Annotated in this window: 16 protein-coding genes; 5 read left to right on the forward strand and 11 right to left on the reverse strand. The window is 54.0% G+C overall.

Features of this window, described 5'->3' with window-relative positions:
- Positions 1 to 3: 3 nt before the first annotated feature.
- The gene (locus tag AC1ROI_RS05370) at positions 4 to 1,320 is read left to right on the forward strand and encodes a purine-cytosine permease family protein (protein WP_102595541.1); all 1,317 of its coding nucleotides are present in this window, start codon (positions 4 to 6) and stop codon (positions 1,318 to 1,320) included.
- Positions 1,321 to 1,432: 112 nt separating this feature from the next.
- On the opposite strand, the gene AC1ROI_RS05375 is transcribed toward AC1ROI_RS05370, so the two are convergent.
- On the reverse strand, positions 1,433 to 1,918 hold the full coding sequence (locus AC1ROI_RS05375) for a DUF6130 family protein (protein ID WP_102595542.1): 486 nt from the start codon (positions 1,916 to 1,918) through the stop codon (positions 1,433 to 1,435).
- A gap of 331 nt (positions 1,919 to 2,249) precedes the next feature.
- Here AC1ROI_RS05375 and AC1ROI_RS05380 point away from each other — a divergent pair, with 331 nt between their 5' ends.
- Positions 2,250 to 2,525, forward strand: a complete 276-nt coding sequence (locus AC1ROI_RS05380) for an META domain-containing protein (protein ID WP_083377043.1) — start codon at positions 2,250 to 2,252, stop codon at positions 2,523 to 2,525.
- A 97-nt stretch (positions 2,526 to 2,622) separates the two neighbouring features.
- Here the strand turns inward: AC1ROI_RS05380 and AC1ROI_RS05385 are convergent, their stop codons facing one another.
- The 10 genes from AC1ROI_RS05385 to sseB form a co-directional block, all read right to left on the reverse strand.
- Complete coding sequence (locus tag AC1ROI_RS05385) at positions 2,623 to 3,051, reverse strand: hypothetical protein (RefSeq protein ID WP_102595543.1); 429 nt, start codon at positions 3,049 to 3,051, stop codon at positions 2,623 to 2,625.
- Positions 3,052 to 3,151: 100 nt separating this feature from the next.
- Positions 3,152 to 5,734 carry a bifunctional diguanylate cyclase/phosphodiesterase gene (locus AC1ROI_RS05390; RefSeq protein WP_102595544.1) on the reverse strand — a complete coding sequence of 861 codons (2,583 nt, stop codon included), beginning with the start codon at positions 5,732 to 5,734 and terminating at the stop codon, positions 3,152 to 3,154.
- Between the two features lie 278 nt (positions 5,735 to 6,012).
- Positions 6,013 to 7,467: a TrkH family potassium uptake protein gene (locus AC1ROI_RS05395; protein ID WP_102595545.1), complete on the reverse strand. Its 1,455-nt coding sequence runs from the start codon at positions 7,465 to 7,467 to the stop codon at positions 6,013 to 6,015.
- A 263-nt stretch (positions 7,468 to 7,730) separates the two neighbouring features.
- Positions 7,731 to 7,865: a hypothetical protein gene (locus tag AC1ROI_RS05400; RefSeq protein WP_256580182.1), complete on the reverse strand. Its 135-nt coding sequence runs from the start codon at positions 7,863 to 7,865 to the stop codon at positions 7,731 to 7,733.
- Positions 7,866 to 7,914: 49 nt separating this feature from the next.
- Positions 7,915 to 8,697, reverse strand: coding sequence for a nuclease-related domain-containing protein (locus AC1ROI_RS05405; protein ID WP_102595552.1), 783 nt, complete (start codon positions 8,695 to 8,697; stop codon positions 7,915 to 7,917).
- Positions 8,698 to 8,808: 111 nt separating this feature from the next.
- A complete protein-coding gene (locus AC1ROI_RS05410) occupies positions 8,809 to 9,081 on the reverse strand; it encodes a hypothetical protein (RefSeq protein ID WP_077749846.1) in 273 nt (90 codons plus the stop codon).
- 588 nt (positions 9,082 to 9,669) lie between these two features.
- Positions 9,670 to 9,987, reverse strand: coding sequence for a DUF7677 family protein (locus AC1ROI_RS05415; RefSeq protein WP_102595546.1), 318 nt, complete (start codon positions 9,985 to 9,987; stop codon positions 9,670 to 9,672).
- A 181-nt stretch (positions 9,988 to 10,168) separates the two neighbouring features.
- Positions 10,169 to 10,591, reverse strand: coding sequence for a hypothetical protein (locus AC1ROI_RS05420; RefSeq protein ID WP_102595547.1), 423 nt, complete (start codon positions 10,589 to 10,591; stop codon positions 10,169 to 10,171).
- A 196-nt stretch (positions 10,592 to 10,787) separates the two neighbouring features.
- Positions 10,788 to 11,150 carry a hypothetical protein gene (locus tag AC1ROI_RS05425; protein WP_172962148.1) on the reverse strand — a complete coding sequence of 121 codons (363 nt, stop codon included), beginning with the start codon at positions 11,148 to 11,150 and terminating at the stop codon, positions 10,788 to 10,790.
- A gap of 424 nt (positions 11,151 to 11,574) precedes the next feature.
- Positions 11,575 to 12,375, reverse strand: a complete 801-nt coding sequence (sseB, locus tag AC1ROI_RS05430; RefSeq protein WP_102595549.1) for an enhanced serine sensitivity protein SseB — start codon at positions 12,373 to 12,375, stop codon at positions 11,575 to 11,577.
- Between the two features lie 342 nt (positions 12,376 to 12,717).
- On the opposite strand from sseB, the gene AC1ROI_RS05435 reads away from it, so the two are divergent.
- The 3 genes from AC1ROI_RS05435 (at position 12,718) to AC1ROI_RS05445 (ending at position 14,754) form a co-directional block, all read left to right on the forward strand.
- Complete coding sequence (locus tag AC1ROI_RS05435) at positions 12,718 to 13,518, forward strand: GNAT family N-acetyltransferase (RefSeq protein ID WP_102595550.1); 801 nt, start codon at positions 12,718 to 12,720, stop codon at positions 13,516 to 13,518.
- 74 nt (positions 13,519 to 13,592) lie between these two features.
- Positions 13,593 to 14,288 (forward strand): DUF1963 domain-containing protein, encoded by a 696-nt coding sequence (locus tag AC1ROI_RS05440; RefSeq protein ID WP_102595551.1) that lies wholly within the window; start codon positions 13,593 to 13,595, stop codon positions 14,286 to 14,288.
- A gap of 223 nt (positions 14,289 to 14,511) precedes the next feature.
- On the forward strand, positions 14,512 to 14,754 hold the full coding sequence (locus AC1ROI_RS05445) for a hypothetical protein (protein ID WP_010459294.1): 243 nt from the start codon (positions 14,512 to 14,514) through the stop codon (positions 14,752 to 14,754).
- Positions 14,755 to 14,867: the final 113 nt, after the last annotated feature.

Raw genomic sequence — 14,867 nt, forward strand, 5'->3', positions numbered from 1 at the left:
CACATGGCTGCTTTATCGCAATCGAGTCAAACCGGGCAAGACCCGGCCAATCAACCCGTTCCAGCCGAAGCGCGCATGGGGCGATTGTCCCTGACCATGGCCTGGTGGGCGGTGTGCAGTGCGATGTTTTACATCGTGGTCGGCGCCTCACTGGCGTTGTCGTACGGAGCCCGCAACGCACTGATCGGCATGGTTCTGTCGGTGATCAGCTATGGGCTGGTCAATAGCGTGCTCAGCCGCTTTGCGATCCGCAGCGGCTTGTCGGTGGCGTTGTTTTCACGGTTGCTGTTTGGCAGGACCGGGGCGTGCCTGGCAACGTTGATCTTCTTTTCCACGGCGATCTACTACGCGGTATTCGAAGGCTCGGTAATCGCCGTGGCGCTCAATCACCTGTATCCGGAGCTGGTTTATCCGCTGGCCGCATTGGCGGTGGTGCTCTACAGCGTGCCAATGATTCTGGGCAGCGTGCAGCATTGGCTGGACAAGCTCAACGGCGTGTTGTTGCCGGTGTATCTGGGCGGTTTGCTGGTGGCGGTCGGGCTCTCGATCAGTCGATATGGCTACCAGCCGCAATGGCTGGATTTCGGCCCGGCAACACCCAGCGCCTTCGGCTGGTGGGACTGCTTTGTCGCTTACATGGGGGTCTGGGTGCTGATGCTGTTCACCTTCGACTACGCGCGTTTCGGCAAGCCTGAAGACGCCGAGTATCACGGGCGCTGGAACTTCGGCATGCCGTTCTACGCGGTGACCTTCCTGCTCAATGGCGCGGCGGGCATCTATCTGGTCAGCAGTATTCCCCACGAAGGTGCGCTGAACGAAGTCTCTGTGGTGATGGCGATTCTGCAATTGATGGGCTTGTGGGGCTTGTTGTTTGTCTGGGCCACGCAAACCCGGATCAACACCGCCAATTACTACCTGGCGACACTGAACATGCAGGCGTTCTTCGGGCGTTTTGGCCTGCGCGGTTCGTACTTGATGTGGGCACTGGTAGTGGGGGTGATCGTCTACGGCTTGATGCTCGCGGACGTGTTTGCCTACCTCCTCAAAGCGTTGGCCTATCAGGGGATCTTCGTGGTGGCCTGGGTCGGCGTGGCGTTGGCGCAGATACACTACGGGCGCAATGAAATGGCGGCACTCGAACGGGTGCCCGCGTTCAATTCCGTGGGTTTGACGGCGTGGTTTGGTGCCACCGCTTTGGGGCTTGCGTTGATGTTTGTTGGCGGTGGCCTGAGCAGTTTTTCCGCACCCTCTACGGTGATCGTTGCATTTGCGTTGCAGTCGGGCTTATCCCATCGGCACCGGTTAGTGTTGGCTGAGTAGGATTTTTCAGTCACTCGTTGTGTGCCTGCCTGCTCTAGCACGTTAGAGCAGGCATCGGACGCTCATGACGAATCCGCTGATGAATGGTCCAGGGCTGCTGATGGCACAACCGTTATGGTTTCACGGCGTGGCGTTCTTCAACATGAGGAGCGTCCGCTGGGTTCTTCTGCGGAACGACAAAGTTCACCACCGTACTGGTCAAAATCTTATGACTCGGATCAGCCACTTCAAGTAGAACCTTGTGAGCGCCCGGCGTCAGCCCAACCAAAATAATCGGGTCTTCACTGGTGTGCGCCCAAGTACCTTTCCAGTCGTCGACGGTCACGTGAAGGTGGCCGAGCCGTGGTGATACTTCGACAGCCGTTTTGCCAAATACCGGCATGATCCGGGCGTGCTCGGTTCGATACTGAATAATGACAACCCCGCGGGCCAGCGGCGCGGCGAGCGGCGGGTAGGCAATGAGTTTTGGTCCTGTCTCAGACTCCAGTGGGAGTATGGCCGGTGGCTGATCGGTGTCTGCTACCCCTTGACCCCACGCGGCTATGCAAAGGAAGGCACCTAACGCAAAGGTAGATAGATTTCTGAGAGCAAGGGGCATGGTGTTTTTCTCCCGCGTGATCTCATTCAAGGCTAGATCAAACCGGGCAGTTGTCTATGCCCAAGCTGCCTCTCTCTGCAAAACAGCCGAGTGGGGAGGGGCAGAAAACGGGTGTTGAATACGAGCTCTTTAATGACGGTGATCGGCTAAAAACAGCCAGTAAATGGAGCGACGCAAAATGACAGCTAAGCTTCCTTCTACTGTCGGGCTTATTAAGCAGACCGGGTTTTGCGGCCACGCCGTGTCACCGCCTTCAGCGGTCACCACGTCGTTACAACAGCCAGCCCGATCTTGAGCGTCAGCCCTTCACAACAGCCTCGGAGGGGAGCCAATGAAACGTTTCGTCATGCTCATCGCGATCTCTTTGCTGACCACTGCTTGTCAGAGCACAAATGATAATGGCGTCACCCGACTAGACAATTGTGTCTGCTATAAATCGACCGAGGCACAACATTTGCCAGCATCGCAAATGGCATGGACAGACCCCGAAACGTTGCAGGAGCAATTCTCACATTGCATTTGCCGGGCCTTGGTTGACCTGAAGAAGGTCGATGATCCCGGCAAATTTTTCGTACCCGGAACCGAAATAAGAACGGAACTGAAATAAAACATGATCGGGGTTGTGAGCCATCCGTACGCTTTGGTGTTTGCAATCACTCGCTCGGGGTGGTGCAGCGTGCGAAACAGACTAGAACCGTCTGGGCTCAACGTCCATATTCAACGTAAGGGCCCAAGTAGAAAGCTTGCGTATCCCAGTTGATTCGATAAATCACTTCTTTGCCTGGTTTGATCCTGGCCGCGACCGTTTTGATCGCGGCACCCGCACATAATCCAGACTCGGCGAGCCCGGCACCGAGATTCACTTCACCGGCAGGCAAAACGAAAGATGCCTTTTGACCGGGGCCTATCTTGGCTGCGCGCTGACCATCGATGTAGAACATGGCGTCACATCCCGCACCGACAAACCCGTCATCACGGACAATAGTCAGGCGTCCAGGCTCTTTCGTGCCCTGGCTTTTGAACGCGTACATCTTGTCGGCCGGCACTGGCCGGGCTTCAGAAACCGGCAGAGGTGAGGTTGCGCACCCGCCCAAAGCCAGCAAGAGCGCCCCCGTTGCGATACTCCTTCGCATCGTTTTTCCTCCCGAAAAGGGCGAATGCATCAGGCGCCATTCTGTTTTGCTTGATGACGCCATTCGCCAAAAACGCTTTAAATGGATTTGTTACCTTTTACTAAGCCTTGCTCTTGGCGTCTGTGTTTTTTCTGGCCTTCACCAACAGGTTAAAGGCGTCAGTATCAAGTGGCCGACTTAGAAAGAAACCTTGGCCTTCATCGCACGACACTGCTTTGAGCAAATCCAACTGTTCGGCAGTTTCAATCCCTTCCGCCGTAACGGTGAGTGATAACGCGCGGCCCAAGCCCACAATCGCCTGGATGATGGACTCATCATCACTTTCGACCAGTTTGTTTAGAAAGCTCCGGTCTATCTTCAGGCCATCGAAGGGGAACGTGCGCAAATAACTCAGTGAAGAATACCCCGTGCCAAAGTCGTCCATGCATATGCGCACGCCCAGGCGCTTCAATGTACGCATCAGCTCTAGTGCGCCGGGGGCATCTTCGAGCATGACGTTTTCAGTAATCTCCAACTCTACCCGGGTAGGCGCGATTCCCGAGTTGTGAAGTGCTGTCTGCACACGCTCCACCAAATTGCCTCGCTTGAATTCGCTAGGTGAAAGGTTGACGGATACAAACAAATGTTCCGGCCACCGTGCAGCGCAACGGCAGGCGGTGTCTATGACCCAGTCACTCAAGGAAAGGATCAGGCCGGATTCTTCAGCGATGGGGATGAACGTATCGGGAGGTATTAACCCGCGCTCAGGATGTTGCCACCGTATCAACGCTTCAGCGCCGACCATCTGCCCGTCTGAGATACGGTAGCGCGGTTGGAAGTGGAGTCGAAGTTCTCCATTCTTTATTGCAAAGCGCAGATCACTTTCCAGACGACGTCGCTCAATAATCCTGGCGTTCATATCCCCCGCATAGAAACGCCAGGTATTACGACCTCCAGCCTTGGCTTCATACAACGCAATATCCGCATAACGTAGCAGCTCAGTCGCCTCGCAAGCGTCATTTGGCGCCATCGCGATACCAATACTGGCACTGACAAATACCTCTTGCTCATTGATTTGAATCGGCTGCTCGATGGACTCGATCAAACGGCGACAAAGCGCCTCGACTTCCTCTTGGGAACTGACATCGGTGAGTATCAGTACAAACTCGTCCCCCCCGATCCGAGCGACAAGATCGCCGTGGCGAACACAATCTGCCAAGCGGCTCGACACCTGGTTAAGCACCAGGTCACCTGCGGCATGTCCTAACAGATCATTCACTGGTTTGAATCGATCAAGGTCCAGACTGAGCATGACCAAGGGTTGTTCTAGTGTCGGCAACGCTTTGAGTTTGCCATCAAGAAACTCCTGTAGTCGTGTCCTGTTGGGAAGGCCGGTCAGGGCATCATGTTGTGAGAGGAATTCGATTCGTCGACGGGCTTCAACTTCCTCCGTGACGTCGGTTGCTGTCCCCCGGAATCCTCCTCCTGCCATGACTCGCGCCGAAAGACGGGTGATTCGCTCTTGGCCATTTGTATCCACGTAGCGGCACTGAATACTGATATCCGGACGACGGTTCGGAATACTGAGCCACTGAGATAAAGTGCCTAATTCAGTGCGCAGCAGATCATCCATCGCCGCACCAATCCATGCAGTCCTGGAAAAGCCCGTGATATCTTCAAATCGCTCGGATAGATAGGTGAAGCGCCAACCGGCGTCCATTTCCCATACCCAATCCGAACTGGCCTCAACAACATCACGAAAGCGCGCCTCACTGGTGGCAAGGTCGGTCTGACTGCTTTGCAGCGATGCATAGCTGGCGTCAAGCGCCTGCGCAGCGGCCGTCGTACGACGCAAGATCACCCAAGTCATCAGGCACACCAGCAGCGCAGCGAGTCCCACCAAGGGCAACCCCAGCGCCAATAATTGCAGCCCAGGTTTGTGCGGACTCCATTGCAGGACGCCTGCTGCACCGGCCTCGCCCAGGGGATAGGCAGACACCAAGGGGATTTCGTCGGGAGCGGCCGTGTGCAGGCCATCTACCCCGAAATCCCGGCCTATTGTTGCGAGCTTGGCGCTGTCCAACATTTCAACGAATATCAACACCGACGCCGATCTATCATCCGCTATGACCGTTGGATCGGTTCCGGGCGTAATCGCAGCCGCAGCGACGAGGGCAGGTATCCCTCCCACATTGATGAACGTAGTCGTCGGCGTTTCGGTTTCCGCTCCCTCACGTGCTTGATCGAGAATCGCATCAACAGACTGTTCTAGCCATTGTTCGACTTCAACTGACACCCTTTGACCCTTGACCAAGGAATAAACGGTACGATTGACATCGTTGACTACAAACACTCCCCGAAACCCAAACTCTGTATAAAGTGTCGTCCCGAGATTTTGCCGTACGTACGCCCAGTCCACGTCTACCTGAGTATGCAAGTGCTTGTAAGCATCGCCCCAAAAGGCGTAATCCTTGACGGTCGAGCGCAGCGATTTTTCCAACGATTCCACGGCTTTCTTCGTGTAAAACGCACTGTCACGCTCCTCCGTCCGATCTAGATTTTGCGCAACATAAACAAGTGAAAAGCAGGCAAATAAGAAAACCCCCGCCAAAAGACCCACAAACTTGAATAGCGAAGTTCGAGTCAGGGCCACGCTTGAGCGATTGGTTGAAGAACAAGAGATGGTGGGGAGAGCGTTAGGCATAAATGACCGGTACTCGTTGAAGCTAGTTATTTACATATCAGGTTGTCGGCAGTCGACGCTAAATAGTGAGCGCCCGTCCGTCGCGCCAAGCAGGTCTGCCCAGTCTGCCGGAGACGGGATTTCACGAAGACGCGTTGCGCTACCGATGCAATAGGCCTGTTGCCAACGGCGACGGACAGTCATCGGCCGAACCAGCAACTCAAACGACTACTGATCTTTCTATGGCAGTACTTGCCGCCCCCCATGTACTTTTTAGACTCAGCCCTCGACAAGGCGGGTCAATATTTCCAGAAAACTGGAGTGACAAGTACCAGCACCGTCAGGATTTCCAGCCTTCCCAGAAGCATTCCAATGGTCAGTAGCCATTTGGCCGCATCAGGTAATGTTGAGAAATTACCGGCGGGCCCAATGATCGTGCCCAGCCCTGGCCCGACGTTACACACCGCAGTAGCGGCACCGCTCAACGCTGTAGTCCAATCAAGCCCAATGAGCGCCAGGCCCAAGGCGATGGCCGCAATAGTGATCGTGAAGAAGAACGAGAAGGTCAAAAGCGAGCGCACGATTTCCTCGTCGATCGGATGACCGTTGTATTTCTTCTGTATCACGGCTCGAGGATGGATCAACTGCTTCAAGCTACTGACCAGGAGAGCGGCTGCAACCTGGAAACGGAAGATTTTAAGGCCACCTGCCGTTGAGCCTGAACATCCACCGACGAAGGTCAGGTAGAAAAAGAGCAAGACAGCGAAGCTTCCCCACAAGGTGTAGTCGCCAACCGCAATTCCGGTGGTCGTGACAACCGAGGTCACGTTCACTGCCACGATACGAAACGCGTCCCACCATCCGTAATCGCTATGAAAGTACAGCCAGGTGCCCACGCACAGTGATGTGACGAACAGGAACCCAATAAATCCGCGGACCTGGTGATCCTTGAGCAGCGCGCGCCGATTGCCCCGCAATGTCGCGACGTACAAGGTGAAGGGCAGGCTGCCCAGAATCATGATGGCCACCGCTACCCAGTGAATCGCTGGTTGCGTCCAATGCCCAAGTGAGGAGTCCGAAGTCGAAAATCCCCCGGTGGAGATCAATGACATTGCGTGGTTGACCGCTTCGAATGGCGTCATTCCAGCGAGCCAGAGCGCCAGGGCTCCGATGCCAGTCAGCCCAAGGTAGAGCAAAAGAATGTACTTGGCTGCCATGTGGGAGCGAGGTGTCACTTTCTCCGACCAGTCTGAGGACTCTGTCTGGAACAGACGCATGCCGCCTACTCGCAACAGCGGGAGGATCGCCACCGCCATGCCGATGAAGCCGATGCCTCCCAACCAATGCAGCATGGAGCGCCATATCAACAAGCCGGGAGATGAGCTATCCAAACCGGTGAGGACAGTCGAGCCAGTGGTTGTGATACCAGACATCGTTTCAAAGAATGCATCGGTGTAGCTGATATCGCTGATGAACACCATTGGCAACGCTGCGAAGGTGCACACAACGACCCAGCTTCCGGTCGTCAGCAGGTACATATCCCTGGGACGAAGCTGGCCAGTATCCGGGCGTCCCCGCACGACTAACAGGAGGCCACAGATAAAGGTAATCAAACTCGACCAGAGAAATGCTGACAGATCGTCGCTACGCTCATAGACCACCAGTGTGATCATGGGAATAGCCATGCTCACGGCCAGCGTGATCAGAAAAAGCCCTAGGATGAATCCGATAAGCCGAATGGCTGCGAGGGACATAACAATAGCGTTCCAAATTTGCACCGCGCAGTATCGGATGCGCACCCCGTCAAACCCGTAAATTTTGCGTAAAATTTCTGCCAGCAACCCGTCGGGATAAGTGAGGCGAGCAAGAGCGCCCCTGTTGCGATAATCCTTCGCATAATGCTTTGCTTGCTGAAAAAGGGCGAATGTATCAGCGCGTCATGTTGCTTTGCTTCATAAAACCATTCGCCCAAAACGCTTTAAATAGAGCTGTCACCTTTCATGGCCACCTTTCATCTTCAAGGCTTCTTCGGCGGGTAGTTACCGCGCAAGCCCCCGGACTTGTTGCCGGTTTTGCTGGGCAGGTCAGGTACGACCGGGCGGGACTTGGGCTGAGGGTTGGAGCGGCTACGGGGTTGAGGTTGCTTGCTCATTTGCGCCTCCTGAACTGCGGTAATTCGCGAAAGGGCCTACTCATTCAGCTTAGCTGCCTGGCGAAATGGGCTGCACCGTTCGGCACTTGGGAAAAGTGCTGCAGCCCCAAAACTGTTGACCGCTCCTCGGGCCACCGTTGTATGTCCGCACCACCAGCGCACTGCCGCAGCGCGGGCATTGGCGCGAGGCCGATGGATCGTCGCGCTGCTTCAGGCGTTGCACATGTTCACGCCGGGTAGCGAGCGTCGGCGCCAGGCGACCTGCTTGCAAGGTCTGCAACATGGCCGTCACCTGCGCCTCGCTGAACACCGTTTGCTGGAAAGACTTGATGTAATGGACCCAGCCACCGCCTCGGGTGACATTAGCCGGCATCCTGGTCTTGAAAGTGCTTGGGCCGACAAACACGATGACCGAATGCACAAAGTCCGGGCCGATGCCCAACGCCGCTTGCAGGGCCTTCAAGTGTTTGTAGTTCTGGCGGTTCGGGTTCTGGAAGGTGAAGCGCTTCTTGTGAATCAGCTGCGTCCACTGAGCCTGCTTCTCACCACCGAAGATCCAGCCTTTCATGTGCTTGGTCTCCAGCACAAAAATGCCGAAGGGCGACACAAACACATGGTCGATCTGCGTGGTGCCGTCCGGGGTGATCAGCGTTACGTCATGCAGGCGACGGTAAACCTGACGATCCAATCTAAAGTGTGCGCGCAAACGCACCAGACGTTCACCGAACCAGCCTTTGAACAGGCGCGTGCGCAGCAGCGTCCATACCAGCATCAGCGGTAGCAGCCAGACCAGGATGTTGAGTAAGGGGTGCAGGATAACGGAGATGTTCACTTGGCAGTCCTTTGCAGTGAGGGGAGGGGTGTTGAGTTGTCCGATGCTACGTCCCAGCAAAGCATTCCGGACCGCAAACAAAACGGGCGCCCGATAGGCGCCCGTTTTCATTTACTCCGCCGCCTGCGCCCGCAAGCGTCGGCCGATCACATCCATCAAGTCACAGCCATCGCGCAATGGGATGGCCAGCAATTTGGAGAAGTCCGTCAACACCACCGTGTCGCAACCGAGCTCGGCGCGGAAGGCGATGTTTTCCAGCACCTGCGTGACGGTGCGGATGCGGTAGTCGGCCATGGCTTGAAGGACGTCGAGTGGAGCTTGGGTATCGATGAGCAGGGAGGCCGGGATCAGATCGATTCCGGTGAGAGGCATGTATCTATTCATTTGAAGATCTCTGTTTGATTGGCTCAAGGCCGACACTCAGTCGTCGCCAAACGATTGGGTGGCAGCTGTGCGCAGGTTGGCGAACCGGCACAGAGAAAACCGGCAGACCCGAAGGTCTCCCGCGCACAGCCGCCATAACAGCGGCTTTGCGGGTGCAATGACCCCTGCAATAAAGCGGACAGCCCTCGCATTCTCTATGATCAGGTCGCCAAACCTGAATCGCCATTTTGGGCGACGGGGCGGACTATAAACTTCATCGCAACGACGGGCAAGGTTAGGAATTCCGAAGTTTGTGTAGGAGATTAATGGCGGTCCTAGGACCGTTACATACCTTCTGTGAGCGACTGCTATCGGCCCAGAGTGTGTAAAAACGCTGCGCCAAAATTGAAGTGTGCGCGTCTACGTTAATTCTGAAATTTATCGGCACGTCAGCAGATGTGCATTTCGCATAGAAGCGCGATTTTCAGTCCGGTTTTGAGTAGCTGTCGCGCTCAAAAACGTTTTTACACACCCTCGGCCAAAAGCAGCCATTCGGCTGGATCTTTCGACCCTTTCCGGTCCCCCGTGTCTGCGAGCTAAAGCCATTTCTTAGCGTCCGAGTGAGGGCGGCCCATAGAGCTCGGTTTCCCAGTCTTCAAGAGGCGGCGTTACTTTGAAAGATGGGTCGCAGTATGACCTTAAGTAGTCAGTCGCTCTCCTTTGGGCGTAGGTGAAATTGAGCACGTTGCCTTCGCTGTCCATCTCTATTACGTTCGCGAATATCGCGAAGACCATCTCAATTGCACTCGGCTCAGATCCATAAATGTCGAGGTACGCTACGTTTTCAAGCATGTAGTGGCTTCCACTTGCCATGAAGTACGCAAATGTTCGGAGTGCTCCACTGAAATCATTACTTAGCTTCTTCATGTACATTTTCTTTTAGTAAATATTCTGGATTTAACTGCTTCATAATCAAGCATCTGCTTTTTTGCCGTTTTATTGTGGTCGAGACAGGCCCGAACCGATCCAAAGCGGCCCTTCGCGAAAAGCAACTAATAGCCATTTCATCGAGATGTGCAGCAAATGCCCAGTAGTAGACAGAGTGCGCTTAGGTGGATTCGTCATTGTTTTTGGAGGTTCTGGCATCAGGACGGTGCAGCCCCGCTGTGTCCCGCCAGTACAATGTTTCTTCGAGCTGGAAGCTTATCAGGAAGAGGGATGAGCACGTCTGAGCGATGGATTGCGCTATTCTGTCCAGATCGTCCATAGCAGACTGCCCCTCCGGCTCGGGGCCTTTGATTCTGATGGTACAACGCATAGCAACACGGAAGTCGATGCCCTTCGTATCCTCGGAGTAAATTGTTGAGTCCGTGATTACGCCATCGGTACTCAACGTTAGTCCCGAGATAAAGGTAGCTTCCAAACTGTCGCCAACTACGTTGATTTCCCAGGCATCAGCATCGTTTAAGGCTTTCCTCAATGTCGGGGCTGTGAGTGCATTATCCGCTTCCAGGTACAGATCAAGACTCATTTGAAACCCTTCTTCCTGCGTGAAAATTTGCTCAAACGTTTTTGAGTACGATTGTCGCGGCAGTGTATTGGTCAGCGGTTCGAATGTCTGCTCCTGGCCGGTTTCTGCCTGTCGCGAAGGGCAGCAACCGACCCTAAGCGGCCATTACGCAACCACTACCTCTCACCAGGACCAACATCTGCGCAGACATGTGTAGTCAAGGTGCCGCTGGATAGAACTCGCCATCATCACCTTGAACTCTTGCGTTCAAGCTGCGAGCAATTTCTTCGAGCTTAGTGATGGCCTTGTCAGTCGGATTTTTTGTAAACAGCTCACCGAGATCTGAGCGATACCAGAGCGGAAATGACTCTCCAGGTATGGAAACCATGAAGTCCTGAGGGCTATTGGCAACATCCCTGACGACCTGTGGGTCGATTTTCAAATGTTCTTGCCATTCTTCGAAGGTAATTTCGGGGCCGAAGTCGTCAGCCCAGAAAACCTTGCGACTGATATGTAGATCGTAACCGGCGACCGCAAAGGTGCTTATGCCCATGAGAAGCACTGAAATAAAAGTACGCATGTGTTCGCCATTCAAAATATCTGTGGATTCATACTGATGTTTTAAGACTTTCCTTACAAGGATGAACCGGTTGCGAACGTCTGCTTCTGGCCGATTGTTGCCTGTCGCAAAGGGCTGCAACCGGCCGAGGGTGTGTAAAAACGTTTTTGAGCGCGACAGCTACTCAAAACCGGACTGAAAATCGCGCTTCTATGCGAAATGCACATCTGCTGACGTGCCGATAAATTTCAGAATTAACGTAGACGCGCACACTTCAATTTTGGCGCAGCGTTTTTACACACTCTGGGCCAGTAATGGCCGTTGGCGGAAAGCTCACATGACTGAATGACAAAACGCTCAGGTTTGCCATCTCTCATGACGCCGTCAAACAGGCCAAGCACGATTTCGCAGGCCTGCTCGGCGGTTAGCACGACGTTGATCTTTGTCACGCTTTGCCAAAGCCGAACAATGAACGCAGCCAGCCTGCCGACTTCCGTTCATAGAAGGGTGCGGTTTGCTTGAGGAAGTAATCGCTAAGGCCTGATTCCCCTTCGTGAACGCGATAGAGGTCAACCGGTTCGCCATCCGGAGCGGTATCCCCGGCAACGTTACCGGCATCGCGCATGACCAGTTCAATATCTCCGTCCGCTTCAATACCAATGATCAGATGAGGCTTTTGATCAGACGATGCGTCATGCATCAACGCCAGAAATGCACGCTTTACGTTGCGATGTTTGGCGAGTAATTGTGTGAGCGAGTTGACCATCTTCGACGGATATTGCGACGGCTGTCCGAGCAGCACTTTGGTGTCTTTTTCGACCTCGCGCTGCACCGGCTTTTGGCCGATCTCGTCGGAGAGCAGATGGCGCACTTCCTCCGGGAAAAACTCTTTCCCGTAAGGAGACTTTGGATTGAGGAAAAGAGGGGTGCCCAGTGTGATTTCAAACAGCGATCTGGCCGGGATCTCTACGTAGGACTCTTCGCTATCTATGGATCTTTGTAGTGTTTGCAACGAAGAAAAAAACGGGATGACAGCGGAGCCGTCAGGCTTTTGCCAATGCGCGATGCTGATGTTGCTACCAGCCTCGAGGTTGACTTGACCTTCGCCAGTGCCGGCAGTGCCAAGGACGTAGATAGTGGAATTCAACAGAGTCTTGAAAAAGTCAGGTCGATGGGCCGGTTCATCCGCCGCCAGCCTGAGTGATTTTTCGAGGGTGTTTTCTTGCTTGGTATCCATGATGTCCATCGGCAGTTCCATCAAAACAGACAAAAAGTGAGCGGCAAAGAGCGCGTAGTTTTTCACGCGAAGGTGAAAACAGGAAGAACAGCAGGCTAATAAATCTGGAGCATACGGAGAGTCACCCTGAACGGTTTTCCAAGGAAAGCTCCTCCATATCAGTGGTGGATGAAGAGCCAAATGCGGTTAGCCTCGAAGGGCTGCTTCTGGCCGATTGCAGCCCTTCGCGACAGGCAGTTATCGATCTCAAAGGGACACCGGAGCAGGTTATCTACCAGCAGTGTGTTTGGAGGTGTGTATTGTTGAATTTGCCGTTACCCTTCTGGGACATCACGCAATAAGGACTTGCACATGAATGTCGGAATGGCTCATGCGATTGAGGCCGCAGAAAGCGAGTATTTGTGTGCCCGCGTCGAGAGTTTGTCTCGGATAAGTGGAAACCCTTTTGGTGCTCGTGTGTTTTTCAAAGAAGCTTTTCCATGCTTTCAGGTGAAGGCATCACCTAGCCCGATGCTCAATCGCATCTACGGCGATAGTACCGACAGACCCAAGTCACTATTGAGCTTGCTCAAGGAATCAGCAGAGTATTCGACAGTAACGCCTCTTATCGGAAAGGCCTCGCCTTTGGAACAGTACGCTTTGGTGGGTGAGAAGCGGTTGGAGCGTCTGAGGGGGTGGACGCATCTGCAACTCGCGTGCACCATCGAAAATGTGGTCTTGAATCACCACTCATTCGAAATCGAAGAAGCCACCTCACAAACGCTTCCTGAGTTCGCAGCCGTGCATGCGAGTGGATTTCATACCAAGCCAGAGCATCTTCAGTTGAGCCAGGCTTCGTTCGCAGGACTGATGTCAAATGAACGTCTGAAAATCTACGTCCTTAAAGCTGATGGAAAGGTCGTGTCAGGAGCGTTGATGTACCTGGCCTGCAATGGAGTTGCCTACCTTGGGACGGCTGCCACCCGAAAAAATGCACGAGGCCAAGGCTACCATGGAGCCCTGATATCTCATCGGATAGAGCAAGCCAAAAAACACGGCAGTCTTGTGATCGCCGCAACCGCGCTTCCCAGCTCGCAAAGTCGCCGAAATTTGCAGCGTACAGGGCTAGCGACATCCCACGCTCAAGCGCTATATCGCCTGGTAGATAGCTGAAGTCTGCTCTTGGCCGAAACCCTCTGTGAGGCCCGGTACAGAACGCCTGAGTCGCAAAGGAGCTTTATACCGCCATGGAAATTCAGCAAATAAAGCAGCTCTTGGCCCGTCCCGCTGTAAAGTTCAGCGCCGGTGGCTTCCGCCCTGCCGGTACTGACGAAGAAAGCTGGCTAGGTCGCATCTTTCTGTTTCGTCCTGATGAAGATGTACCGACCAATCAAGCCGGGCAACCTATGCTTCCCTATGCACAGTTCTATCTGCCCAGCCTGCCCTTTACCAGCCCGTTACTGACAGGAATCAGTGTACTGACGGTGTTTATTTCAAACCCGTTTCCCGAGCATTTTGAGCCGATGGGACAAAACTGGGTCATCCGTGAATATGGGCCAGATGACGTGTTGGTACGCAAGGCATTGCCCGTGGAAGGGTCGTTCCTCAAACCCTTCCCACTAAACGCAGAGTTGGTGGCGGAGGACTTTCCGCTGTGGGATGGCGGTGGTGTCCCGGCGGACCTTGAGCAAGAGATATTGAAGCTGGAAAGCACGGGCGCGATACAAAGCTATTACGACCTGATCACCCACACCTACGAACATAAAATCGGCGGCTACCCCTCGTTTTGCCAATCAGGGGTCGATCCCGGTGAAGGCTTCGAATTTGTGTTCCAGATTTCGTCGGATGCGAAGATCAACCTGAACGTAATCGACAGCGGCAGCCTGATGTTCTGGAAGCATGTCGAAACGGGGAAGTGGGCGCTTTATTATGATTTTTACTAAAGGCAGGTAAGCAGTTCGCTTAGGCGATGAGGTCAGTGATGGCCGCTATAGGTCGTATAGCGACGGTATCCCTCCCGCCGCCAGCATAGGCAGAAACCGGCCAGAAGCGGACGTCCAGCCCACCACTTTTCTTCAGGCAAAAGCTGCCGACAGGAAGGCAATCTTGAAAAGGATTTAAACTCGCCTGGCGATTTCCCAAACGTCAACATACGGAAATAGATTCGTGCAGATTCATATTATCTACACCCGAACAGTCATGTTGCTCTCCAAGCATCCTTACCAATCATGGAGAGAAATTCAAAATCAGTACCCTGACTACATGACTTCGCTCGGCCCTTGGGAAGAAGATACGGTCATCCAATACCTTGCAGATGAATACCCAGAGCTTTCCCCGCATCCGCAAGAGCAAGTCAATGCGTTCATAGCAGATACTCAAGAGGCAAGATTGCTTACTTTTGCCGCGTAAATCGTCTTATCGACCATTCTCAGAAGCTCGCCCTCGACGTCCGTATATGGACTCCTCCTCGTTGCAAGCCTCCTTTGCTTTGGCGCCCGTGCCGACTGCACACGTATATTCGG

The sequence above is a fragment of the Pseudomonas sp. GW823-FHT02C02 genome, from assembly GCF_058797635.1.

What these genes read in the sequence shown, in the direction of transcription:
- AC1ROI_RS05370 (WP_102595541.1), top strand. Translation starts at nt 4, where the DNA reads ATGGCTGCTTTATCGCAATCGAGTCAAACCGGGCAAGACCCGGCCAAT.
- AC1ROI_RS05375 (WP_102595542.1), bottom strand. Translation starts at nt 1,918, where the DNA reads ATGCCCCTTGCTCTCAGAAATCTATCTACCTTTGCGTTAGGTGCCTTC.
- AC1ROI_RS05380 (WP_083377043.1), top strand. Translation starts at nt 2,250, where the DNA reads ATGAAACGTTTCGTCATGCTCATCGCGATCTCTTTGCTGACCACTGCT.
- AC1ROI_RS05385 (WP_102595543.1), bottom strand. Translation starts at nt 3,051, where the DNA reads ATGCGAAGGAGTATCGCAACGGGGGCGCTCTTGCTGGCTTTGGGCGGG.
- AC1ROI_RS05390 (WP_102595544.1), bottom strand. Translation starts at nt 5,734, where the DNA reads ATGCCTAACGCTCTCCCCACCATCTCTTGTTCTTCAACCAATCGCTCA.
- AC1ROI_RS05395 (WP_102595545.1), bottom strand. Translation starts at nt 7,467, where the DNA reads ATGTCCCTCGCAGCCATTCGGCTTATCGGATTCATCCTAGGGCTTTTT.
- AC1ROI_RS05400 (WP_256580182.1), bottom strand. Translation starts at nt 7,865, where the DNA reads ATGAGCAAGCAACCTCAACCCCGTAGCCGCTCCAACCCTCAGCCCAAG.
- AC1ROI_RS05410 (WP_077749846.1), bottom strand. Translation starts at nt 9,081, where the DNA reads ATGAATAGATACATGCCTCTCACCGGAATCGATCTGATCCCGGCCTCC.
- AC1ROI_RS05415 (WP_102595546.1), bottom strand. Translation starts at nt 9,987, where the DNA reads ATGAAGAAGCTAAGTAATGATTTCAGTGGAGCACTCCGAACATTTGCG.
- AC1ROI_RS05420 (WP_102595547.1), bottom strand. Translation starts at nt 10,591, where the DNA reads ATGAGTCTTGATCTGTACCTGGAAGCGGATAATGCACTCACAGCCCCG.
- AC1ROI_RS05425 (WP_172962148.1), bottom strand. Translation starts at nt 11,150, where the DNA reads ATGCGTACTTTTATTTCAGTGCTTCTCATGGGCATAAGCACCTTTGCG.
- sseB (WP_102595549.1), bottom strand. Translation starts at nt 12,375, where the DNA reads ATGGACATCATGGATACCAAGCAAGAAAACACCCTCGAAAAATCACTC.
- AC1ROI_RS05435 (WP_102595550.1), top strand. Translation starts at nt 12,718, where the DNA reads ATGAATGTCGGAATGGCTCATGCGATTGAGGCCGCAGAAAGCGAGTAT.
- AC1ROI_RS05440 (WP_102595551.1), top strand. Translation starts at nt 13,593, where the DNA reads ATGGAAATTCAGCAAATAAAGCAGCTCTTGGCCCGTCCCGCTGTAAAG.